Raw genomic sequence first — 21,610 nt, forward strand, 5'->3', positions numbered from 1 at the left:
TAGTCACCCTCAGGAGAGACCCGAGGGAGTAAGCATGAGCGGTAATCCGGAGCAGACCTACAGGGACGTGGTGATGGGACGCCGCTCGATCAGAGGCTATCTCGACAAGCCTGTCCCGCGCGCGCTGATCGAGGAAGTGCTGGAGATGGCGATGCGCTCGCCCACCTCAATGAACACCCAGCCCTGGCACTTCCACGTCATCACCGGCGAACCGCTTGATGCCATCCGCAGGGGCAACACCGAGCGCATCCTCGCCGGCGAGCCCGACAGTCGCGAATTTCGCCGCGGCGAACCCTTTGCCGGCGTCCACCGTGATCGCCAGGTCGGTGTCGCCAAGCAATTGTTCGGCGCCATGGGCATCGCGCGCGACGACAAGGAAGCGCGCCAGGACTGGGTCCTGCGCGGCTTCCGCCAGTTCGATGCGCCCGTCTGCGTTATTGTCACGTACGACAAGGAATTGTCCGGCAGCGATGACACGCCGTTCGATTGCGGCGCAGTGACCACGGCCCTCGTCAACGCCGCATGGTCGCGCGGACTCGGCTGCGTCATCAATTCGCAAGGGATCATGCAAAGCCCCGTGGTGCGCGAACACGCCGGCATTCCCGATAACCAGGTCATCATGAAGGCCGTCGCCATGGGATGGCCCGACGAGACATTTCCCGCCAATGCGGTGGTAAGCACGCGCAAGAGCGTGGAGGAAGCGGCGCGTTTCGTCGGCTTCGACTGAGCCTTCATCTTCGATTCGCTAGCGACTGGCTGAACGCGGAATTCGCCACCGCGCGCTGAATTCCCTTCCTACTTCCGGGAAGATTCTTTTCCGGTAGCGGCTCTGTGCGAACGGCTCGGCAGCGAGTGGTTCGCTCCCTGCGATGGATGCCTTTTGCATTAATCTGGAATTCACTCCCGGAGGTCGACCGACCGTCTATCGAGGTCGGAAAGCCCCCTTCCGGCCCAGAGTGGAGACACCCATGAAGAAGAATATCCTCCTTGTCGCGAGCGGCTCTTTCCTCGCCCTGCATGCCGTATCTGCCGCTGCGCAGGACGCACCTCCCGTCGAAGCCGAAACGACTGCGCCTGCACCCGATGACGCCGATGCAGCGGTCACGACGTCGCCAGCAATGGACGAGGTTGCCAGCGAAATCGACGCCATGCAGGCGGAAGACAGCTCAACGGACGGTGCCGTCGTGGTCGCCGAACCCGATACCGCCGAGGCCTCGACCGATGCCTCGCTCGATCACGGCGACATGGATCATTCGGCGCAAGGCGAAGAAGAGCCGGCCGCCGACGCCGCCGAAATCGATCCGGAAGAAGGCGACAACTGACATCAGCTTTTTGACAAGGGCGCCTGCCCCTCTCCCCCAAACCCCAAGCAGGCGCCAAGGCCGGTTTCCTCTCCGGCTTGCGGCCCGCGCCCTGTGCGCGGGCCGCAATTCTTTGGCCAATGGCGATTGCCGCGGCGGGACGGGAAAGAAGATCGCGGAGGATGGTTCGCTATGCAGGAGGACTACTATGACCGGCACACTGACGAAGATTGGCGAGGATTTCTGGCGGGTGGAAGGCGACTTCCGCATCGGAGGTTTGCTGAACCTCGGAACGCAGGCGTCCCTCGTCCGGCTTGGCGACGGCAACTTCGTCTTCCTCGACAGCTATACCTTGCCCGACAGCGTAAAGGCCGAGGTTGATCGGCTGACCGAAGGTACTAGCAAGCTGGCCGCGATCCTGAACCTGCACCCGTTCCACACGCTCCATTGCGAATGGATGCACCGAGCCTATCCCGAGGCGGCGCTCTACGGAACCGCCCGCCACCTTCGGCAGCTACCCGATCTGCCGTGGCAGGACGCGCGATGCGAAAGCGGCGTATTGGCCGAACGCTTCGGGGCGGATTTCGACTTTGCAATTCCCGAAGGCGTCCCGCTGGTGTGCGAGGATGAGAGCGTGCATTTCTCCTCCATCCTCGCGCTTCATCGCAAGAGCGGGACGATCCATATCGACGACACGCTGGTCTATCTCGACAAGGGTTTTCCCTTCAGCCTGCTACCACTGAACCGCCGCGTCGATTTCCACCCGACGCTGGCCAAGGCGCTGGAGCCGCGCGCAGGCGCAGCAGACGAGTTTCGCGAATGGGCGATTGGGCTGGGTGTCGAATGGGCTGACGCCAAGCGGATAGCCGCGGCGCACAATTCGGTGCGCGAACTGGGAGCAGAGGAGTTTCCGGATCAGATCGGAGCGGCGCTCGGAAGGGTCAAATCCGTACTCGACGCGCATAAGGCCGAGCACGGATAAGAGGTCAGCGAAGGTTCACCACATTGTCCGCTTCGGGGCGAACGCGGCTGCCGTCGTACAGGCTCGCCATTGGTTCGTCGGTGACGATAATGCGTTCGGCGGCGCCAAAGCCGTTGAAGTCGGTCTTCATCGCCGCGCCGTATGCGCCGAGCATGCCGATCTCGATGTAATCGCCAGCCTGGATGTCCTCGGGCAGGCCGAAGGGACCGGGCATGTAATCGGCGTCGTCGCAGGTCGGGCCGTAGAAGGCGAAGTCCATCTCCGGCTTGATGAGGTCGTCCTCCAACGCGCGGACCGGGAATTTCCATTCCACATGCGCGGCATCGAACAGCGCGCCATAAGCGCCGTCGTTGATGTAGAGTTCCTCGCCGCGACGCTTTTCCACCTTCACCACGAGGCTCGAGTATTCGGCGCACAGCGCGCGGCCGGGTTCGCACCACAGCTCGGCGTTATAGGCGATCGGCAGCGCGTAGAAATGCTGGTGGATGATCTTGAAGTAATCTTCCAGCGGCGGCGGCTCCATGCCCGGGTAAACGCTGGGGAAACCCCCACCTACGTCGATCATGTCGATGACCACCGAAGCCTCCGCAATCGCGGCACGCGTGCGATCGAGAGCCTGCACATAGGCAAACGGGCTCATGGCCTGGCTGCCGACATGGAAGCACACGCCCAGCCAGTCGGCATACTGGCGGGTTTCCTGTAGCAGCGCGGGCGCTTCGGTAAGGTCGCAACCGAACTTGGAGGCAAGGCTCAGCGCCGCGTGTTCGGACGAGACGCGCAGACGGACGCAAAGGCGCAGGTCGGTGGCGGCTTCGCCATCCTCGCCGCGGGTAGCCTCGACGATCTTCAGCAGTTCTTCGGACGAGTCGAGGCTGAAAGTCTTCACGCCGTGCTGGAAATAGGCTTCGCGGATCGCGCCGGGTGATTTGACAGGGTGCATGAAGCACAGCGTCGCATCGGGCAGGACCGAACGGACCATGCGCACCTCTGCAATCGACGCGACGTCGTAATGCGTCACGCCGTTATCCCACAGGATCTGCACGAGATCGGGCGAAGGATTGGCCTTCACCGCGTAGAGCGATTTGCCCGGAAATTTCTCGACGAAGAAACGCGCTGCGCGCGCAGCGGCGTGCGGGCGGTTGAGGATAACAGGTTCGTCGGGCGCGAGCGCGCGAACTACGGACCGGGCGTCAGGAAAATGCTGCAACTCAAGGGACCCCCTAAACAGTCCTTGCGGACCATGAAACGACAAGCTGCCTTGCGGTTAGGAAGTCCCCTTGGGGCAGCAGGAGCGGCGCATATAAATCGTCGATCATGAAACGCAAGTGAATATCGATGCGCTTGTCCGCAAGTTTCAGCGGGGCGCGTCGGGCGTCTCGCAAGGTGGGCTGAGGCTTAGCTCAACCGGTCGCGGAAGGTGTCGTAACCGAACTCTTTCACCAGCTCGAGCTGGTCGGTTTCGCTGTCCCACATATAGATGCTGGGCAGTTGGACGCCGTTGAAGGTGTTGGTCTTCACCATCGAATAATGCGCCTGGTCGAGGAAGGCGAAACGCTTGCCGACCTCTGCCCCGCCCGGAATGCGATAGTCGCCGATGACGTCGCCCGCGAGGCAGGAGGGGCCGCCGATGCGCACTTCGGGCGTTTCGTGGTCGCTCGCTTCGCCGAGCATGGCGGGGCGGTAGGGCGCCTCGATCACGTCGGGCATATGGCAGGTCGCAGAAACGTCGGCGATGGCGACGGGCAGGCCGTTATAGCCGGTGTCGAGGATGGTGCCGACGAGAATGCCAGCATCGAGCGCGACGGCCTCGCCCGGTTCGAGGTATATCTCCGCGCCTGTGTCGTCCTTCGCGTCCTTGAGGAACTCGATCAGCTCCTCACGCTGGTAATCGGCGCGCGTGATGTGGTGGCCACCGCCCATGTTGATCCACTTCAGTTGCCCGAACCACGGCTCGATCGCGTCGAACACGCGGTCCCAGGTCTGGATGAGCGGCTCGAGGTCCTGTTCGCACAGATTGTGGAAATGGATGCCCTCGACACCTTCCATGATTTCGGGCGTCAGCTGGTCGAGCGGGAAGCCGAGACGGCTGCCGGGGCTCGAAGGATCGTAACGCGGCACCTCGCCGGTCGGCACCTGCGGATTGATGCGCAGGCCGACTTCGAAATCCTGACCCGACGCACGCGCGTTGTCGAGAATGAGCGCAGCGCGGCTCATCTGGCCGGGCGAATTGAAGATGACGTGGTCGGACAGGCGGCAGACCTCGTCCAGTTCCTCCGGCTTGTAGGCCGCGCAATAGGTGCTGATCTCGCCGTCGTAGAATTCGCTTGCCAGCCGCGCTTCCCAAAGGCCCGAAGTGCACACACCGTCGAGATATTCGCCTATAATCGGCGCAGCGCTCCACATGGAGAAGGCCTTGAGCGCGGAGAGCACCTTGATCTCCGCCTCGTCGCGGATGTCTGCCAGAATCTGGCAATTGGCGCGCAGCTTGGCCGCATCCACCACGAAGGCGGGGCTGTCGACACGGTTCAAATCGAATTGGGCAAAGGCGCCCGGATCGCCGGCTTTTGTTTCCATGGCAGCGCATCTAGGCGCGCCGGCCTCGATGCGAAAGGGGAAGATGTCAGTCGGCGTCCGCCTCCTCCACCCCGGCGCGGGAGAGGTCGAACTTGATCACCCGGTTCGCCTTGTTGTCGACCATATAAGCGCTGCCGTCGGGGCCGATGGCGACATCGTGGCCGAGGCTGGTACCAGTGTGCGGTTCGACGCCAGCGTCGAAAACGCGCTCGAGCCCGCCGTCGGCTCGGTAGATGCGCCCGATCGCCGTGTTGCGCCCTGCGCGGTCGCGTCCCTCGATCGCCAATACATAGCCGCTGCCGATGGGTTTCACCGCATAGGGATGGCCCGTCCCGTCCTGCCGCCACCGGGCGAGCGGTTCGCCGTCGAGCGAGAGAACCTGAACCCGCGCGTTTTCGCGGTCGGCGACGTAGATCCGCTCGCTATCGGCGGCGATGGCGTGGGGCAGGTTGAACTCGCCAGCGTCCTCGCCCTCCTTACCCCACTGCTCGAGGAAATTGCCCGCGCGGTCGAACACCATGATGCGACGGTTGAGATAGCCATCGGCCACCAGCACGCGGTCGCCGACAAAGGTTACGTCGGCGGGACGCCCGAAATGGCTTTCGTCCTGCCCGGTCTCGCCGCGCGTGCCCAGCACCAGTTCCTCGGCGCCCTCATGGGTGAAGCGCAGCACCTGTTCGCGCGCGACGTCGGTGATCCAGACTTTGTTGTCGCCATCGATGGAAAGGCCGTGCGGCATCACCAATTCGCCTGCGCCCCATTTGCTGAGCAGCTTGCCATTGGCGGCGAACATGAAGACGGTGGGTTCGGAGATCGGATCGGAGGGGAACGGCTGCGTCCATTCGCGCCCCGCGCGGTGCAGCACGAAGATATGCCCGTGGCTGTCGACATCGATGGCGGTGGGCTCGCCGAACACCGCGCTCTCGGGGATGTCGGGCCAGCTTTCGTCGATGGTGACCGGCGGAGCTTCCTCGCGCGCAGGCTTGCTGCCGCTGCAGGAGGATAGCGCCAGCGCAGCCGCAGCAAGGATCAGTCGACGCACAGCCCCGCCTCGATGGCGCCGTCCTCGACAATGCCGAAGCAGCCGAACAGGCGATCGTCGCGCTGGCAGATGCCGGTGACGGGCTCTCCGTGAGGTGCGCCAACCTGCCCTTCGGCGATGCAGCGGCCATCGCACTGGTCGCCATCGGTGCAGGCCTTGCCCGCGTCGGCATAGGGCGTGACGCAGAGTTCGGTCTGCGCCATTCCGCGCCTCTCGACCGTGCCGCCCTGCCCCTCGCAGGCGCGGCGGTCCTCGGCGGACATGGCGCCACCGGGGAGAGCAGGCATGCCTTGCGAAACGGTCGTCGTTTCGTCCACCGGTTCGCCCTGCTGGCCCGCTTCCGGCTCGGGCACGACGCACCCGGACAGGGCCAGCGGGGCAAGCAGGAGAAGACCGGTTAGCCGCATCAGAAGTCGACCGGGCCGTCCATTTCCTTCACCTGCCATGGCAGGCCGTGCTCGTTGAGCATGTCCATGAACGGATCGGGGTCCATCTCTTCCATGTTGAACACGCCGTCGCCCGACCACTTGCCGGTGACCATCATGGCCGAACCGATCATAGCGGGCACGCCGGTGGTGTAGGAAACGGCTTGGTTGCCGGTTTCCTCGTAAGCGGCCTCGTGGCTGCAGATGTTGTTGATGTAGAAGGTCTTCTCGCCCGATCCGTCGAGCGCTTCGCCGGTCGCGATCACGCCGATATTGGTGTTGCCCTTGGTCGTTTCGCCTAGGGTTTCGGGCTTGGGCAGCACGGCGGCGAGGAACTGCAGCGGGATGATGTCCTTGCCCTGATAACGGACCGGGTCGATCCGCGTCATGCCTACGTTCTGCAGCACGGTGAGGTGCTTGATGTACTCATCGCCGAAGGTCATCCAGAAGCGCGCGCGTTCGAGTTCCGGATTGAACTTGGCGAGGCTTTCCAGCTCCTCGTGATACATCATGTACATGTTCTTGGGGCCTACGCCCTCGAAGTCGAATTCGACCTTCTTGCCCATTGCCGGGGTCTCGACGAACTCGCCATCTTCCCAGTGACGGGCGGGCGCGGTCACTTCGCGAATGTTGATTTCGGGGTTGAAGTTGGTGGCAAAGGCCTGCCCGTGGTCGCCGCCGTTGCAGTCGAGAATGTCGAGCTGGCGGATGGTCTTCAGCTTGTGTTTCTTCAGCCACATGGTGAAGACGCTGGTCACGCCCGGATCGAAGCCCGAACCCAGCAGCGCCATCAGGCCGGCATCCTTGAAACGGTCGTGATAGGCCCATTGCCAGTGGTATTCGAACTTGGCCTCATCCTTGGGCTCGTAGTTCGCGGTGTCGAGATAGCTTACGCCCGCCTCGAGGCAGGCGTCCATGATCGGCAAGTCCTGATAGGGCAGCGCGAGATTCACTACGAGGCTCGGCTGCACCCTCTTGATGAGGTTGACCATCGCAGGTACTTCTTCAGCGTCGATCTCGTAGGTCGAAATCTCCACGCCGGTGCGCTCCTTAACGCTTTTGGCGATGGCGTCGCACTTGGACTTGGTGCGGCTGGCGAGATGGATATCGGTGAAGATATCCTTGTTCATCGCCATCTTGTGAACGCAGACCGAGCTGACGCCGCCCGCACCGATGACCAAAACTGTCGACATGAAGAAACCTCGTATGTGAATTCGAATCTTGCGCGCCCTCTAGCGAAATGCACTAGGCTAGCCAAATGGTCCGAGACGATATGAGAAAACCCACGCGGCAAGGCGTGCTGGACGCCGCTGCATCGGTGGGCACGATCCTCCCTGCAACACCGCTGCTGCCGGTCGAGATCGGCGGAGTGTGCCTCCATGTGAAGGCGGAAAGCCTGCAGCCGGTGGGCGCGTTCAAGATCCGCGGCGGCTGGTGGCGGCTGTCCAACCTGTCGGACAAGGAAAAGGCGCACGGCGTGGTCGCGGTATCGTCGGGCAACCATGCGCAAGGCGTCGCCTGGGCCGCGCGGCGGCTGGGGATCGACGCGGCCATCGTGATGCCGCGCAACGCGCCCAAGGTAAAACTGGAAGCGACCCGCGCGCTGGGCGCCGAAATCGTCCTCTACGACCGCCCCGGCGAAGACCGCGACGAAGTGGCATCGCGCGAGGTGGCGGCGCGCGGCGCGACGCTGGTGCACGCCTTTGGCGATCCGTGGGTGATCGAGGGACAGGGCAGTGCCGGTATCGAGATCGAACGTCAGCTCGGCCGCGCACCCTCGCGGCTGGTGGTGTGCTGCGGTGGCGGCGGCCTTGCCGCAGGACTCGCCCTCGCCTGCCCCGACAGCGCGATCCATGTGGTCGAGCCGCAGGGGTGGGACATGGTCGGACAGGCGCTGGCCTTGGGCGAAATCGTGCGCGTGGGCGACAATCCGCCCTCCACCATTTGCGACGCGCTCCAGCCCGATGCGACCAAGCCGATCAATCTCGCCGTCCTGCAGGACCGTGCCGAGCCGGGTGTGACAGTGACCGACCAAGAGGTTCGCGCAGCCCAGCGTTTCGCCTTCGCGCGTCTCAACCTCGTCGTCGAACCGGGCGGTGCGGCGGCGCTGGCGGCGGCGCTGGCGGGCAAGGTGCCGCTCGACGAGGACGCGGTGATCATGGTCACCGGCGGCAACACCGATGCGGATAGCTTTGCCGAGACTCTGCGCGCGAATTGACACCAGCCTGCGCGCAATTATCGTCGCAGCGCAGAAAAAGAGGGGAATTCCATGCAGGCTCAATTGCTCGCACCGGCCGCCGTGCTCGTGCTCTGGTCGCTTATCATGCTTTACTGGATGGCGTTCACGCGCCTGCCCGCGCTCAAAAAACTGGGCGGCGGTGGCGGCCTGCGCGACGCCAAGCCCGGCGGGCGCGGACAGGATCTCGAAGGCGTGATCCCCGACCAGGTGCAGTGGAAAGCGCACAACTACGCGCATTTGATGGAGCAGCCGACCATTTTCTACGCCGCCGTCCTGATCCTTGCGGTCATGGGGCCGGGATCGTGGGATGTGCTACTCGCCTGGATCTATGTGGGCCTGCGCATCATCCATTCGGTCTATCAGGCGACGGTAAACGTCGTGAAGGTCCGCTTCCTGTTTTTCCTGTTGTCGAGCATCGCGCTTACCATCCTTGCCATTCGTGCGGTGATGGCGACGCTGTTCAACGACCCGACGCTTGTCGCAGCCTGAGCGGAGACCGAGATCATGAACACAATAGCCGAATCCGCCATCCTCCAGCCGGTCGTCGTCCTGCTTGCCTGGACCATGGTCATGTGGGTCTGGATGTACGCAACCCGCATTCCTGCCATGAGCAAGGCCGGTATCCAGCCGGACGACGCGCGCCGCACCAAGGGGCTCGACGACGCCTTGCCTGCCGAAATCCAGTGGAAGGCCCACAATTATAACCATTTGCATGAGCAGCCGACCGTGTTCTACGCGGTTTGCCTGGTCTTGGCGATGGTCGGCTGGGGCGAAGGGATGAACGCGCTACTGGCGTGGATTTACGTCGGCCTCAGGATCAACCACTCGATCGTGCAGGTCACGGCGAACAAGGTGATGGTGCGCTTCGTGCTGTTCGCCCTGTCGAGCCTGGTGCTGATCGCGCTGATCTTCCACGCCGCGATCTGGGCGTTCGATATTCACTTTTAAGGACAACGGGACTCGTCAGAAGCGAGCCCCGTTCCCGATCGTTACTCCGCAGCCTCTGCCGCGTGGGCGTGGCCGTCAGCGTCGACTTCAAGGTTCGCAAGGAAGCGCTCCGCATCGAGCGCGGCCATGCAGCCCATCCCCGCAGCGGTGACCGCCTGGCGGTAGACGTGATCGGTCACATCGCCAGCGGCGAAGACGCCGGGAATGTCGGTCTTGGGCGAACCCGCCTCGGTTAGGAGGTAACCCCCCTCGTCCATCGGCAGCTTGCCCTTGAACAGCTCGGTGGCCGGCGCGTGGCCGATGGCGACGAAGGCCCCGTCGGTTTCCAGCGTGCTGTCCTCGCTCGTCACCGTATCGCGCAGGTTGAGGCGGTGCAGCGCGCCGTTGTCGCCGGCCTCGAAGCTTTCGACCGTCTTGTTCCAGATCACCGTGATCTTGGGGTGGTTGAGCAGGCGTTCCTGAAGAATCTTCTCGGCGCGCAGCTCGTCGCGGCGATGGATAAGCGTCACATCGTCGGAATGGTTGGTGAGGTAGAGCGCTTCCTCAACCGCGGTGTTACCACCGCCGATCACCGCGACCTTTTTGCCGCGATAGAAGAAGCCGTCACAGGTGGCGCAGGCCGACACGCCCTTGCCGCCTAGTTCCATTTCGCCCGGCACGCCCAGCCACTTGGCCTGCGCGCCGGTGCAGATCACCAGCACGTCGGCGATGTATTCGTCGCCGCTGTCGCCGATGGCCTTGAAGGGCGAGCCATTTGCAACGTCCACGTCCACGATGGTGTCCCACATCATGCGCGTGCCGACGTGCTCCGCTTGCTTCTGCATCTGCTCCATCAGCCAAGGGCCCTGAATCACATCGGCGAAGCCGGGATAGTTCTCGACATCGGTGGTGATGGTCAGCTGGCCGCCGGGCTGAAGGCCCTGCACGACGATAGGCTCCATCATCGCGCGCGCGCCGTAAATGGCGGCGGAATAGCCAGCGGGGCCGGAGCCGATGATGAGCATCTTGGTGCGATGGGTAGCCATGGTCAAAGTCTCTTGGAGGGTATTGATGGGAAGGAAGTGGCTATATGGGGACTGGGTTCGCCAGAGTCACGTCAGGTAACGCGCGCGCAGCCGGTCCTTCAACAGCTCGTCCACACCTAAGGCATTCGCGATGTAGGAATCGAGCGACCCATGCTCGTCCGCGACCTCCTTCCAGAAAGTGTGGAGATAGGCCTCGTCCACTTCCAGCAAGGCGCGGATCGCGTCCTCGTCGAGCGTGCGACCGAGGCGCGCCTCAATCCCCGGGACCGATTGCGCGGCGAGCACTTCGAGCGTCGGCGCCTCGTTGGTGCGCAGGAATTCGGCCATCTGGTCCTCGCGGCTCACGCCAAGGATATGCAGCACCAGCATGGCGGCAACGCCCGTACGGTCCTTGCCCGCGAAGCAATGCACGAGGCTGGCGCCCTCCCGCTCGTCCAGCAGGCGGAGGTAGCGGCCGAACATGGTGGCCATCGCCGGGTTGCGCGGCATCCGCGTATAGACGCCCATCATCCGCTGGCGGGCGAATTCGGCCGTGGTCGTTCCTTCGTCCACGTCCATGTGCGGCGGGCTGGAACTGGTCTCGCCCTCGTAGAAGAAAACTTCGCCCTGAAACCCGTCGGGCCTCCGGCAGGGATTGCGTTCGCGCTCCGACAGGCCGCGCAAGTCGATCACCGTGCGGATGTCGAGCGCATGGACTGCCGCGAGATCGGCATCGCTCGCCCCGACATGCTGGCCGGAGCGCCATAGCAGGCCGGTCTTCACCCGGGCCCCGCCTTCCGACTTCCAGCCGCCATAGTCGCGGAAATTGTGAATGCCTTCGGTGTCGAGAAAGGGATCGCGAATCATGGCGCGCAGCGTGGCAGCCCCTTGGCTTAGGGGATAGTGCCTTAGGTCGGCGACACCGCCTTTTTCCGTGTCCGCTCCTAGCAAGCCCGCACCTTTACAGGCACAACAGGGAGCTGGACGACATGGCGCATATCCTCATCGCCGCCGACGACGAAATCATCGCGCAGCTGGCGAGCGAGGTCCTGATGGATGCCGGGCACGCCTGCGGCTGGGTGACCGATGGCGAAAAGGCGGTGGACCTGCTGCGCTGGCGGCGCCCCGACCTGCTCCTGCTCGACCAGGACATGCCCGGCCTTTCCGGTTCGCAAGTGCTGCGTTCGCTCCGCGGTTCGGCGGAGAATTACGACCTGCCGGTCGTCATGTTCACCGGCGTCACGGGGGCCGAGGGCGAGAACACCGCCTATTTCAACGGCGCGCAGGCCTATCTGCGAAAACCCTTCGAAGCCGAGGCGCTGATCCGCACGGTCGAGGAAATCCTGCAGCCCCGCAGCGACAAGCCGCGTCATCGAACGCTGGTCGAGCATCTCGAATATGCGACGGGTCGCTGGCGCGATGCCCCTTCGCGTCGCGCCGTGTCCTGATCAGGCGATCGGGATATTGTCGAGATCGGTCAGGAAGGTTTCGGTCCAGTCCTGCACATCGTCGTCGCGCACTGTGGCGACAAGGTTCTCGTAGCGCTCCTTGCGCTCTTCAAGCGGCATATCGAGCGCCACGCGGATCGCGTGCGCGAGATCGTCCGGGCTGTGCGGATTGACCAGCACCGCATCCTGCAATTGGGCGGCCGCGCCGGCGAAGCGCGAGAGAATGAGCACACCGGGGTCTTCCGGGTCCTGCGCAGCGATATATTCCTTCGCAACGAGGTTCATCCCGTCACGCAGCGGCGTCACCAGACCGATCTTGGCCGCGCGGAAAAATCCGAACAGTTCGGCGTGGCTGTACCCGCGGTTCACGTAGCGGACGGGGACGAGATCGACCTCGCTGCGCGCGCCGTTGATCTGGCCTGCCTTCTGCTCGAGAGTGGCGCGAATGGCCTGGTAGCTATCCACATCCTCGCGGCTCGGCGGGGCAATCTGCGCGAAAACGAGATCGCGAACGCGTTCGGGATGGCGATCGAAGAACCGCGATATGCCGTCGAGGCGTTCGGGAAGTCCTTTCGAATAATCCAGCCGGTCCACGCCGATCATCGCCGTGCGCCGCCGGGTCGAACTCATCAGGCGCTGCTGCGCCTGCCTTGCTTCGCCGGTTTCGCCGAGCTTGCTGAAATGCTCCCAGTCGATGCCGATTGGATAGGCGCGCGCCATGGTGGTGTTGCCGTCGAGCGTGATTTCGCTGGTTTCCTCGTTGACCTCGGCGCCCAGTTCGGAGCGACAATAGTGGAGGAAACTGTCGAGCCATTCCTTCGTCTGAAAGCCGACGAGATCGTAGTGCAGCATCGTGCGCACCAGCCGCTCGTGGTAGGGCAGCGACACGAACAGCCGGGTGGCGGGCCAGGGGATGTGCAGGAAAAAGCCGATCCGGTTCTTGCACCCTTGCGCCCGCAGCCTCTCGCCCAGCGGGATCAGGTGGTAGTCGTGGACCCAGACGACATCGTCCGGCTCGATCAGCGGGGTGACGAGTTCGGCGAAGCGTTCGTTGACGCGTTCGTAGCCCTTGCCGGTCTCACGTTCGTATTTCGCGAGGTCGAGCCGGTAGTGGAACAGCGGCCACAGCGTCGAATTGGCATAGCCGTTGTAATATTCCTCGACGTCGCGTTTGGAGAGATCGATGGTCGCCGTCGTCACACCGTCGCTGGTCTGGGTGGCGATATTGCCGGTGCGGCCGCTTTCGCTTTCCTCGCCCGACCAGCCGAACCAGAGGCCCCTGCGCGACGTGAGCGCCGAGTGCAGCGCGCCCGCCAAACCGCCCTGCGCCCCTGCCGCGCCCCGCGCCTTGGGCACAGCGACGCGGTTGGAAATCACGACGAGACGGGCGTCGGTACTCAACGTACTTCGCTCCAGGACTTGGATAGATGGCCGGCAGAGTTGATGATACCTACCAGCGAATAGGTCTGGGGGAAGTTCCCCCAAAGCTCGCCCGTATCATAGTCGAGATCCTCGCTCAGCAGCCCCGATCGCGTCGTGTGGCTGAGCATGGAGCTAAACAGGTCGCGCGTTTCCTTGCTGCGGCCGGTCAGGTGCAGCGCCTCGATCAGCCAGAAAGTGCAGACGTTGAACGCCGTCTCGGGCGCGCCGAAATCGTCTTCTGCGGCATAGCGAAGCATGTGATCGCCTCGGCGCAGGTCACGTTCGACCGCCTCGAACGTCTTCAGGAAACGCTGGTCGTCGGGTTTGAGAAAACGCAATTCGACCATCTGCAGCAGGCTGGCATCCAGGTAATCGCTTTCGAAGCTGGCCCCGTAATGTTGCCCCTCCTCGCTCCACGCCTCGCTCTCGATCTTGGCGCGGATCGCATCGGCCCGTTCCTGCCAGTAGAGCACGCGGTCACCCTTGGCGAGTTGCGCGGCGACCTTGGCCAGCCGGTCGCAGGCGGCCCAGCACATGACCGCGGAATAGGTATGAACTTCCTGCCTCGTGCGGAATTCCCACAGGCCCGCGTCGGGCTTGTCGTGCTTGTCCCATGCCGCTTCGCCCACCTCTTCCAGATGCACGAAATCCCGCTCGTCGGCCATGCGCAGCAGGCGTGTGTCGAAGAAGGCCTGCGCGGTCGGCATGACGATCTGGCCATAGCAATCGTACTGCACCTGCGTATAGGCGGCGTTGCCCACCCGCACCGGCCCGTTGCCGCGATAGCCGGCAAGATGCTCCGCCTCGAATTCGTGCAGCTCGGCGTCGCCCATCACCGAATAGAGCGGCTGGATCTGCCCTCCGCCCGCACGGTCGATGATGTTGCGCAGATAGGCGAGGTATTTCTCAAGGACGTCGAGCGCGCCCAGCCGGTTCAGCGCCTGCACGGTGTAGTAGCTGTCGCGGATCCAGCAGTAGCGATAGTCCCAGTTGCGCTGGCTGCCGGGTGCCTCAGGGATCGAGGTGGTCAGTGCAGCTACGATCGCGCCGGTTTCCTCGTGCTGGCAGAGCTTGAGCGCGATGGCGGCGCGGATCACCTCTTCCTGCCATTCGAGCGGGATGTGCAGGCCGCGCACCCAATGCTGCCAGTACTTCTTCGTGTTGGCCTCCATCCGCCTCAATTCGCTGCGGATATTGCCCACGAAAGGCTCGTCAGGGCCGAGGAAGAAATGCTGGTCGCTTTCCACCCGGTAGCTGCGGCCTTCGAGGATATAGCCGACGGGCGCATCGGTGGAGAGGCGCATGGCCTGCTCGCCCAGCAGGTAGCGGATGTGGTTGGTGCCGTTGGTGGTCGCGACCTCGGCCTCGCCATAGTTCTTCATCGGCGCCAGCCGCACGCGCAGGCGCGGCGCACCCGCGACGGGGCGCAGGATGCGGATGAAGGCCACGGGTCGGTACATGCGGCCCGACCGTTCGAAACGCGGAGCGAAATCGTGAATTTCGAGCGCGCTGCCGTCCTCGGCTTCGAGCGTGGTGACAAGGATCGGTGTGTTGCGGACATAACGCTGGTGCGAGGAGACCTGTCCTTCGAGCTCGAAACGCCACACGCCCTTGTCACGCTCGCCGCCGTTGAGCAGCGAGCAGAACACCGGATCGCCATCGACCCGTGGCACGCACCCCCACACGAACCCGCCCTCCTCGTCGACCAGTGCGCTGACCTGGCAATTGCCGATGGGGAAGAGTTCGAGGTTCGCTTGCGTCATATATCCAGCCAATGGTGCACTGCGGAAACGGTTTCGAGGTGATAGCGCGCAGCCTTGCTCTCCCGTTCCCCGACGGCAATGCCGAAGCCCGCGAATTCGATTGCAGCGCGCATTCCGTCTTCGTCGGTTACGTCGTCGCCCACGAACACGGGAGTGCTTCCGGCAAAGGGTCCGATGGCCATGAAGGCCTGGAGCGCCGCGCCCTTGTTGGCGCCCGGCCGGACCAGTTCGGCCACACCCTTCCCGCTCGTGACCTCCAGCCCGAACTGCTCGGCAACCTGGCGTGCGAAGGCGAGTGTGACCTCCCCCTTTTCCGGCATTCCGCGAAAATGCAGAGCGCCGCCGTGGCTCTTGGTCTCGTAGAACAGCGCATGGTCCTGCGCGAAGGTGCGCAATTCGGCAACCGCCTCATCCGGCAGGCCCGAGGGCGCTGCGCCGAGGCGCGACCCGTCGGCGCAGAAGCGCGAGGCACCGTGCGACCCGGCTCGCGCAATGCTGACGCCGCCGATATGGCTTTCGAGGTCGTCCAGCGAGCGCCCGCTCACCAGCGCCAGCCTTCCCTCCAGTCGGGTTTGCAAGTGGTGTAGTCGCCCGGAAAGATCGTCCGGCACATCGATATCGCCCGGTCGCGGCGCAATGCCCACCAGGGTCCCGTCGAAATCGAGGAACAGCGAATGCGGCCCGCTATCGAGCAGCTGCGCCAGCGAAGGCGGAAATGGGAGCGGAGTGCGGCTTGCCATCGCCCTTGCGCCTTAACGCCTCGGCGGCGCGCGTCAAATTCTCACTCCTGCGCGGCGGCATCCGGCGTCAGGATAAGATCGCCATTCTCGACCCGCCAGCCATCGAGGCGGGAAAGGAAATTCATCCCCAGCACGTTGGTCCGCCCGAGGTTGGGCGCGATGACCGCATCGATCTCCTCCGCCTCGATATTTCCGAAGCGCAGGCTGTCGACGGTGGTCAGCTCGGCGGTCACCGTACCGTTCGCAGTATTCAGCATGACGGGGAGCCCGCCCGTTCGCGGGACCAGCCCCGCAACGCTCGCCGATTTTTCGGAGAAGGCCGTCAGCGTTGCGCCGGTATCGACAAGGAAACGCGTGGGCACGCCGTTCACCTCGGCCACCAGCCAGTAGTGCCCGTCCGATGCCAGCGGGACCAGCGTTTCTTCGCCGACGATGCGCTGATCGGGCATGCCAAGATCCGTCACCACGTCGAGGCGCGGATCGAACCGTGCGATCTGCAGGAATACCGTCACGAGAATGCCGACAAGCGCCAACGTGCTGACCGTGCGCACCAGCCTTCCGCCCGCGATCTTCTTGCGCAGCATCATGGCGCCGACCCAGCCGACAAACAGCGCGGCGATCGTGCCAGCCAGCAATCCGGAGCGCGGGATAGCGCGGATCACTTCGGCTAGGGCATCGAGTACGCTTTGCGGGTCCATCAGGTGGATATAGGTGGCAAGTCCGGTCCCGTCGATGAAACGGACGAAAAAATCACGGAGCGTCCCGCTTCTCGGTAGCCTCGGCAAGGATCAGCGAGAAACGCTCTTCGCTGTCGGTCCAGCGCGTCAGCGGGGTCCAGCCGCCGGCCAGCAGGAGCGTGTTTGCGCTCCGGCGCGTGAACTTGTGGCTGTTTTCCGTGTGGATCGTCTCACCCTCGCGCATGCTGAATTGTTGCTCGGCGACCTCGAAGGCGATGTGGCGCGTGGCTTCCAGATGCATCTCGATACGCGCGAAATCGTCATTCCACGGGGCCTTGTGGCGCAAGGCATCGATAGGGATTGTCCCGCCGAGTTCGCGGTTGATGCGCCGGGCGAGGTTGAGGTTGAACTCCCCCGTAATTCCGCGCGAATCGTCATAAGCCGCTTCCAGCACTTCGCGGTCCTTGACCAGGTCCATGCCGATCAGCAGCAGCGACCGCTCGCCCTTTTCGCCCCGCAGTGTCGCCCGCATCGAACGCAGCAAATCAACGGCGGTGCGCGGGACCATGTTGCCGATGGTCGAACCGGGGAAAAATCCGAGTTTCTTCATGCCGAGGACTTCGCTCGGCAATTCGACCTCGCGCATGAAATCGACTTCCACTGGATACACGGCGACCGCAGGAAATTTTGCCGCGAGGGCGGCAGCGGATTCGCGCAGGAAATCGCCCGAGATATCGAGCGGCACATAGGCGGCCGGTTCGATCGCACGCAGCAAAAGCGGCGTCTTGACGGAGCTGCCCGATCCGAACTCGACCACCGCACGATCGCGCCCGATCAGGCGGGCGAATTCCTCGCCGCGCGCTTCGAGGATTTCGGTCTCGGCGCGGGTCGGATAGTATTCGGGAAGGTCGGTAATGTCCTCGAACAGCTGCGAACCGACATCGTCATAAAGCCAGCGTGCGGGTATGGCCTTCTGCGGCTGGGCGAGCCCCGCAAGGACGTTTTCGCGAAAGGTGCGATCGACCCCGTCCTCGTCGCGATTCACCAAGGCAATTCCCTGTTCCGTCTTCATATGTCTCTTGCCAGTCTCAGGCCGGTGAATTGCCAGCGCTGGTGGGGGTAGAAAAAGTTGCGATAGCTAGCGCGCGAATGGCCGCGCGCCGTGGCGCAGCTCGCGCCCTTCAGAACGAACTGTCCCGACATGAACTTGCCGTTATACTCGCCGACAGCACCCGCTGCCGGTTCGAACCGCGGATAGGGCAGGTAACCCGAGCGGGTGAACTGCCAGCAATCCCCGAACAAACCGTCCGAACCGCGTGGCAAGGGCGGAGCAGCCTCGTCGAGCTGGTTTCCACCGCTTGGATCGTGGGCCGGTGCCTCGCCCTCCTGTCCCCTTGCGATGGCTTCCCACTCGAACTCGGTCGGCAGGCGCAGCCCGGCCCATGTGGCGAAGGCATCGGCTTCGAAATAGGAGATATGCGTGACGGGAGCGTCGGGATCGCGATCCTGCCACCCGCTATGCGTGAAGTGGCGATTGTCCTGCCAGTAGGACGGCGCCAGGATGCCGTTTTGTTGGACCCAGGCCCAGCCGTCCGACAGCCATAGCCGCGCTTCCTGATACCCTCCGTCGGCAATGAACGCGTCCCATTCGCCATTCGTCACGAGGCGCGAGGAGAGCGCGAAAGGTTCGATCAGCACGCGGTGGACCGGCCCTTCGTTGTCGAAGGCGAAGCTATCGTCCTGGTGCCCTATGCGGGCGATGCCGCCGGGATATTCGTGCCAACCCTCGGCCTGCTTCGCGGCCTCGGGCGATGCCTCGTCCCACATGGCGGGCCCCAGCGGATTCTGGAACAGGGCGTGTTTGATATCGGTTAGCAACAATTCCTGGTGCTGCTGCTCGTGCGCGAGGCCCAGCTCGATGAGGCCCCGCAGTTCCGCACGGCGGAGCAGGGGCTGCATCGCCTCGTCGACATGAGCGCGCCACGCGAGGATATCCTTCAGCGTGGGCCGCGAAAGCATGCCGCGCGAGAAGCGGGCGATTCGCTCGCCTTCGGCTTCGTAATAGGAATTGAAGATGAACGGCCAGTCCTCGTCGAAGAGTCGATAGCCAGCCGCATGATCGCGCAGGAGAAAGGTTTCCCAGAACCACGTAACATGCGCGAGATGCCACTTGGCAGGCGACGCATCTTCCATCGACTGGAGGGTTGCATCCGCTTCGGAAAGCGGCCCGACGATCGCTTCGCTAAGGGCGCGAACCCTTGCGTAACTATCCGCAAGATCGCTCGCGGGTACGGACTGGCTGGCGTGAAGCTCGGGCATGACCCTGCTCTCCCCTCGCAGCTGCCAGCAAGCGGCAACCAAGGTCCACATTGAACCAATTGTGTGGCAGTTTAAAGGGTCTGAACGAAATTCTCATGACCTTATCATATGTTAGTCTGTCTTACGCAGCCTGTGCGACACGGTTTCGCCCTTCCCGCTTGGCGTTGTAAAGCGCGGTGTCGGCGCGCGCGAACAGGGTGAGCGCGGCATCGCCGTCCTGAAGTTCGGCATGGCCGGCGCTGATTGTCACCGAAGGGACAGGCGCGCTGTGTGTGCCGGCCTCGATCGCCCAGCGCAGCCGCTCGGCCGCCCTCAACGCCGATTGGACGTCGCATGAAGGCATGATCCAGAGGAACTCCTCGCCGCGGATCCGGCCCACGACATCGCGCTCGCGCGCCTGGCGCGCGGCGATCTTGCCGATCATGCCGAGCACCCGATCGCCCGCGGGATGGCCATGCCTGTCGTTCACATGCTTGAAGTGATCGACGTCGAAGACGATGACCGAAAGACTTTCGCCATCTTGTCTCGCCCGCACAACCGCGCGGTCGAGTTCCGCCATGACAGACCGACGGTTCGCCAACTCGGTCAGTGCGTCGGTTTCGGCCTCCTTCTTGGCTCGTTCGGCCTGCGCAATCGCCTCGTCACGATCGCGTAGCAGCGCGTATTCCTTCGACACGTCGCGAACGACCATGAAGACTTGTTCGCACTGGCCTTCGGGCGAAAAGAAATGCCGCACATTGGCGCGGAGCATCCGGGGCAAGTGATCTTCTGCACCGAGTTCGAATTCGACACAATAGGGCGCGGTATCTTTGGCATGGGCACAGAGGGCCGTCTCCAACTGCCCCATACCCTCCGGCATGATCGCCTGAAGTGTCTCCTCCGTCGGTGGCGTCCCCGGCGCCAATCCGACCAAACTGCACATCTCGGTTGACCAAAGGTGCCGCCGTGGTTCGATTTCGATGCACCAACGGCCATAGCCAGCCAGTCCCTCCGCGGTTTGCAACATGTATACGTTGTTGGCGAATTGCTGCGCTTCGGTGCGGAAATGGCGCGTGGTCCGGCGTGCGCGCCAGCTGTACGCGGCAAGGAAAAGGAGGGTGAGGATGAGCAGGAGAGCCCCGGCGACGGGACCAGGATTGAGATATGCTACCGCCGCCAGCAGCCCTGCGGTCAGCCAGGCTACCAGCGAAGGGATTTTTACCGGTGGCATTCTGACGTGACGCACGGGCCTCTCCTGATCGGAAGGAGCGGATAGGCCGCTGCGCGGTAAGGTAGCGTCGCCTAAGGCCTAGGCGCAATCACCTAGGCAGCGTCGGCCTGTTGCTGCGACTGCTCGGCGTTGAGTGTCTCGGCGATCAGGAAGGCCAGCTCCAGCGATTGCGCAGCGTTGAGGCGCGGGTCGCAATGGGTGTGATAGCGGTCTTTCAGCGCCTCGTCGGTAATCGCCACGGCGCCGCCGACGCATTCGGTCACGTCCTGTCCGGTCATCTCGACATGGATGCCGCCCGGATGGGTGCCCTCGGCGCGGTGGACGGCGAAGAAGCCCTTTACTTCCGACAGGATGCGATCAAAAGGTCGCGTCTTGTAGCCGCTTTCCGACTTCACGACATTGCCGTGCATCGGGTCGCAGCTCCACACCACCGGGTGCCCTTCGGTCTTCAAGGCGCGCACGAGACGCGGCAGGCCTTCTTCGACCTTGTCGTGGCCGAAGCGGCTTATGAGCGTAATGCGGCCCGGCTCGCGCGAAGGATTAAGCGTGTCGAGCAGGTTGAGCATCGTGTCGGTATCGAGGCTCGGCCCGCATTTTATGCCCAGCGGATTGCCGATGCCGCGCGCGAATTCAACATGCGCGCTGCCTTCGAAGCGCGTGCGGTCGCCGATCCACACCATGTGGGCGCTTGTATCGTACCAGTCGCCCGTCAGGCTGTCTCGGCGGGTCAGCGCCTGCTCGTAGGGGAGCAGCAGCGCCTCGTGGCTGGTGTAGAAGCTCGTGCCTTGCAGTTGCGGCAAGGTTTCCGGCGTGACCCCGCAAGCTTCCATGAAATCGAGCGCTTCCCCGATCCTTTCGGCAACGTCGGAAAATTTCTCCGCCCAGGGGCTGCGGCCCATGAAATCGAGCGTCCACTGGTGGACCTGACGCAGATTGGCATAGCCGCCACCAGCAAAGGCGCGCAGCAGGTTGAGCGTGGCCGAAGCCTGGAAATAGGCGCGGACCATGCGTTGCGGATCGTTGGTGCGGGTCGCCGCATCGAATTCGATGCCGTTGACGTTGTCGCCGAAGTAGCTCGGCAGCGTCACGTCGCCCTGCGTTTCGGTGTCGGAGCTGCGCGGCTTGGCGAATTGCCCCGCCATGCGGCCGACTTTCACCACCGGCTTCTTGCTGGCGAAGGTCATGACGACCGCCATCTGCAGCAACACGCGGAAGGTGTCGCGGATGTTGTTGGGGTGGAATTCGGCGAAGCTTTCCGCGCAATCGCCGCCTTGCAGCAGGAAAGCGTTGCCCGCCGCGACTTCGGCGAGGTCGGCTTTCAGCGCACGCGCCTCGCCTGCAAAGACCAGCGGAGGGTGACTGGCAAGCGCACCGGTCGCCCCGTCTAGCGCTTCGGCGCTGTCATAGCGCGGCAGGTGCTTCGCTTCGAAGTTCTGCCAGCTATCGGGTGCCCATTCGCGTGCCATTACCAGGTCCAGTTCCATTCAATACGGGCGGGAATCCAAGCCCAGCCGCC

22 protein-coding genes are annotated in these 21,610 nt (G+C 63.6%); 7 read left to right on the plus strand and 15 right to left on the minus strand.

The window, feature by feature from the left end:
• The first annotated feature begins 34 nt into the window (after window positions 1-34).
• From ED21_RS12760 to ED21_RS12770, 3 genes are all read left to right on the plus strand, one after another.
• A complete protein-coding gene (locus ED21_RS12760) occupies window positions 35-727 on the plus strand; it encodes a nitroreductase (RefSeq protein ID WP_006834337.1) in 693 nt (230 codons plus the stop codon).
• A 241-nt stretch (window positions 728-968) separates the two neighbouring features.
• Window positions 969-1,322 carry a hypothetical protein gene (locus tag ED21_RS12765; RefSeq protein WP_006834338.1) on the plus strand — a complete coding sequence of 118 codons (354 nt, stop codon included), beginning with the start codon at window positions 969-971 and terminating at the stop codon, window positions 1,320-1,322.
• A 187-nt stretch (window positions 1,323-1,509) separates the two neighbouring features.
• Window positions 1,510-2,283 (plus strand): hypothetical protein, encoded by a 774-nt coding sequence (locus ED21_RS12770; RefSeq protein ID WP_006834339.1) that lies wholly within the window; start codon window positions 1,510-1,512, stop codon window positions 2,281-2,283.
• A gap of 4 nt (window positions 2,284-2,287) precedes the next feature.
• Here the strand turns inward: ED21_RS12770 and ED21_RS12775 are convergent, their stop codons facing one another.
• The 5 genes from ED21_RS12775 to ED21_RS12795 form a co-directional block, all read right to left on the minus strand.
• On the minus strand, window positions 2,288-3,490 hold the full coding sequence (locus ED21_RS12775; protein ID WP_006834340.1) for a type III PLP-dependent enzyme: 1,203 nt from the start codon (window positions 3,488-3,490) through the stop codon (window positions 2,288-2,290).
• Between the two features lie 188 nt (window positions 3,491-3,678).
• Window positions 3,679-4,857, minus strand: coding sequence for a carboxynorspermidine decarboxylase (locus ED21_RS12780; RefSeq protein WP_006834341.1), 1,179 nt, complete (start codon window positions 4,855-4,857; stop codon window positions 3,679-3,681).
• Between the two features lie 46 nt (window positions 4,858-4,903).
• Entirely contained in the window at window positions 4,904-5,899 is a 996-nt protein-coding gene (locus ED21_RS12785; RefSeq protein ID WP_006834342.1) for a peptidyl-alpha-hydroxyglycine alpha-amidating lyase family protein, read from the minus strand.
• Complete coding sequence (locus tag ED21_RS12790; RefSeq protein ID WP_006834343.1) at window positions 5,887-6,306, minus strand: hypothetical protein; 420 nt, start codon at window positions 6,304-6,306, stop codon at window positions 5,887-5,889. Before ED21_RS12790 ends, ED21_RS12785 begins: the two co-directional genes overlap by 13 nt.
• On the minus strand, window positions 6,306-7,517 hold the full coding sequence (locus ED21_RS12795) for a saccharopine dehydrogenase family protein (protein ID WP_006834344.1): 1,212 nt from the start codon (window positions 7,515-7,517) through the stop codon (window positions 6,306-6,308). The genes ED21_RS12790 and ED21_RS12795 overlap by 1 nt, the downstream gene beginning before the upstream one ends.
• A 65-nt stretch (window positions 7,518-7,582) precedes the next feature.
• Between ED21_RS12795 and ED21_RS12800 the strand changes: the two genes are divergently transcribed.
• From ED21_RS12800 to ED21_RS12810, 3 genes are read left to right on the plus strand one after another with little or no spacing between them, the layout of a single operon-like run.
• On the plus strand, window positions 7,583-8,542 hold the full coding sequence (locus tag ED21_RS12800) for a threonine/serine dehydratase (protein WP_006834345.1): 960 nt from the start codon (window positions 7,583-7,585) through the stop codon (window positions 8,540-8,542).
• A gap of 51 nt (window positions 8,543-8,593) precedes the next feature.
• The gene (locus ED21_RS12805; RefSeq protein WP_006834346.1) at window positions 8,594-9,052 is read left to right on the plus strand and encodes an MAPEG family protein; all 459 of its coding nucleotides are present in this window, start codon (window positions 8,594-8,596) and stop codon (window positions 9,050-9,052) included.
• Between the two features lie 15 nt (window positions 9,053-9,067).
• On the plus strand, window positions 9,068-9,511 hold the full coding sequence (locus tag ED21_RS12810) for an MAPEG family protein (RefSeq protein ID WP_006834347.1): 444 nt from the start codon (window positions 9,068-9,070) through the stop codon (window positions 9,509-9,511).
• Window positions 9,512-9,552: 41 nt separating this feature from the next.
• Here the strand turns inward: ED21_RS12810 and trxB are convergent, their stop codons facing one another.
• Both trxB and ED21_RS12820 read right to left on the minus strand, forming a co-directional pair.
• A complete protein-coding gene (gene trxB / locus ED21_RS12815; protein ID WP_006834348.1) occupies window positions 9,553-10,536 on the minus strand; it encodes a thioredoxin-disulfide reductase in 984 nt (327 codons plus the stop codon).
• Window positions 10,537-10,602: 66 nt separating this feature from the next.
• Window positions 10,603-11,382, minus strand: coding sequence for a tyrosine-protein phosphatase (locus ED21_RS12820; RefSeq protein ID WP_006834349.1), 780 nt, complete (start codon window positions 11,380-11,382; stop codon window positions 10,603-10,605).
• A 122-nt stretch (window positions 11,383-11,504) separates the two neighbouring features.
• On the opposite strand from ED21_RS12820, the gene ED21_RS12825 reads away from it, so the two are divergent.
• Window positions 11,505-11,963, plus strand: a complete 459-nt coding sequence (locus tag ED21_RS12825) for a response regulator (protein WP_006834350.1) — start codon at window positions 11,505-11,507, stop codon at window positions 11,961-11,963.
• Here ED21_RS12825 and ED21_RS12830 read toward each other — a convergent pair whose 3' ends face one another.
• The 8 genes from ED21_RS12830 to ED21_RS12865 form a co-directional block, all read right to left on the minus strand.
• Complete coding sequence (locus tag ED21_RS12830) at window positions 11,964-13,364, minus strand: trehalose-6-phosphate synthase (protein ID WP_006834351.1); 1,401 nt, start codon at window positions 13,362-13,364, stop codon at window positions 11,964-11,966. It lies immediately after the preceding gene.
• A complete protein-coding gene (locus ED21_RS12835; protein ID WP_006834352.1) occupies window positions 13,361-15,148 on the minus strand; it encodes a glycoside hydrolase family 15 protein in 1,788 nt (595 codons plus the stop codon). Before ED21_RS12835 ends, ED21_RS12830 begins: the two co-directional genes overlap by 4 nt.
• Window positions 15,145-15,888 (minus strand): trehalose-phosphatase, encoded by a 744-nt coding sequence (gene otsB / locus ED21_RS12840; RefSeq protein WP_006834353.1) that lies wholly within the window; start codon window positions 15,886-15,888, stop codon window positions 15,145-15,147. Before otsB ends, ED21_RS12835 begins: the two co-directional genes overlap by 4 nt.
• A gap of 41 nt (window positions 15,889-15,929) precedes the next feature.
• Complete coding sequence (locus tag ED21_RS12845) at window positions 15,930-16,673, minus strand: TIGR02281 family clan AA aspartic protease (RefSeq protein WP_233995757.1); 744 nt, start codon at window positions 16,671-16,673, stop codon at window positions 15,930-15,932.
• Complete coding sequence (gene egtD / locus ED21_RS12850; RefSeq protein ID WP_006834355.1) at window positions 16,639-17,637, minus strand: L-histidine N(alpha)-methyltransferase; 999 nt, start codon at window positions 17,635-17,637, stop codon at window positions 16,639-16,641. Before egtD ends, ED21_RS12845 begins: the two co-directional genes overlap by 35 nt.
• Window positions 17,634-18,884 carry an ergothioneine biosynthesis protein EgtB gene (gene egtB, locus ED21_RS12855; RefSeq protein ID WP_006834356.1) on the minus strand — a complete coding sequence of 417 codons (1,251 nt, stop codon included), beginning with the start codon at window positions 18,882-18,884 and terminating at the stop codon, window positions 17,634-17,636. The genes egtD and egtB overlap by 4 nt, the downstream gene beginning before the upstream one ends.
• A 121-nt stretch (window positions 18,885-19,005) precedes the next feature.
• A complete protein-coding gene (locus tag ED21_RS14865) occupies window positions 19,006-20,109 on the minus strand; it encodes a GGDEF domain-containing protein (protein WP_156787471.1) in 1,104 nt (367 codons plus the stop codon).
• Window positions 20,110-20,186: 77 nt separating this feature from the next.
• Entirely contained in the window at window positions 20,187-21,560 is a 1,374-nt protein-coding gene (locus ED21_RS12865) for a class II 3-deoxy-7-phosphoheptulonate synthase (protein ID WP_034922703.1), read from the minus strand.
• Window positions 21,561-21,610 lie beyond the last annotated feature (50 nt).

The organism is Erythrobacter sp. SD-21, assembly GCF_000181515.1.
In the GTDB taxonomy this organism is placed as follows: Bacteria; Pseudomonadota; Alphaproteobacteria; order Sphingomonadales; family Sphingomonadaceae; genus Qipengyuania.

What these genes read in the sequence shown, in the direction of transcription:
- ED21_RS12760 (WP_006834337.1), top strand. Translation starts at nt 35, where the DNA reads ATGAGCGGTAATCCGGAGCAGACCTACAGGGACGTGGTGATGGGACGC.
- ED21_RS12765 (WP_006834338.1), top strand. Translation starts at nt 969, where the DNA reads ATGAAGAAGAATATCCTCCTTGTCGCGAGCGGCTCTTTCCTCGCCCTG.
- ED21_RS12770 (WP_006834339.1), top strand. Translation starts at nt 1,510, where the DNA reads ATGACCGGCACACTGACGAAGATTGGCGAGGATTTCTGGCGGGTGGAA.
- ED21_RS12780 (WP_006834341.1), bottom strand. Translation starts at nt 4,857, where the DNA reads ATGGAAACAAAAGCCGGCGATCCGGGCGCCTTTGCCCAATTCGATTTG.
- ED21_RS12790 (WP_006834343.1), bottom strand. Translation starts at nt 6,306, where the DNA reads ATGCGGCTAACCGGTCTTCTCCTGCTTGCCCCGCTGGCCCTGTCCGGG.
- ED21_RS12795 (WP_006834344.1), bottom strand. Translation starts at nt 7,517, where the DNA reads ATGTCGACAGTTTTGGTCATCGGTGCGGGCGGCGTCAGCTCGGTCTGC.
- ED21_RS12800 (WP_006834345.1), top strand. Translation starts at nt 7,583, where the DNA reads ATGGTCCGAGACGATATGAGAAAACCCACGCGGCAAGGCGTGCTGGAC.
- ED21_RS12805 (WP_006834346.1), top strand. Translation starts at nt 8,594, where the DNA reads ATGCAGGCTCAATTGCTCGCACCGGCCGCCGTGCTCGTGCTCTGGTCG.
- ED21_RS12810 (WP_006834347.1), top strand. Translation starts at nt 9,068, where the DNA reads ATGAACACAATAGCCGAATCCGCCATCCTCCAGCCGGTCGTCGTCCTG.
- trxB (WP_006834348.1), bottom strand. Translation starts at nt 10,536, where the DNA reads ATGGCTACCCATCGCACCAAGATGCTCATCATCGGCTCCGGCCCCGCT.
- ED21_RS12820 (WP_006834349.1), bottom strand. Translation starts at nt 11,382, where the DNA reads ATGATTCGCGATCCCTTTCTCGACACCGAAGGCATTCACAATTTCCGC.
- ED21_RS12825 (WP_006834350.1), top strand. Translation starts at nt 11,505, where the DNA reads ATGGCGCATATCCTCATCGCCGCCGACGACGAAATCATCGCGCAGCTG.
- ED21_RS12835 (WP_006834352.1), bottom strand. Translation starts at nt 15,148, where the DNA reads ATGACGCAAGCGAACCTCGAACTCTTCCCCATCGGCAATTGCCAGGTC.
- otsB (WP_006834353.1), bottom strand. Translation starts at nt 15,888, where the DNA reads ATGGCAAGCCGCACTCCGCTCCCATTTCCGCCTTCGCTGGCGCAGCTG.
- egtD (WP_006834355.1), bottom strand. Translation starts at nt 17,637, where the DNA reads ATGAAGACGGAACAGGGAATTGCCTTGGTGAATCGCGACGAGGACGGG.
- egtB (WP_006834356.1), bottom strand. Translation starts at nt 18,884, where the DNA reads ATGCCCGAGCTTCACGCCAGCCAGTCCGTACCCGCGAGCGATCTTGCG.
- ED21_RS12865 (WP_034922703.1), bottom strand. Translation starts at nt 21,560, where the DNA reads ATGGCACGCGAATGGGCACCCGATAGCTGGCAGAACTTCGAAGCGAAG.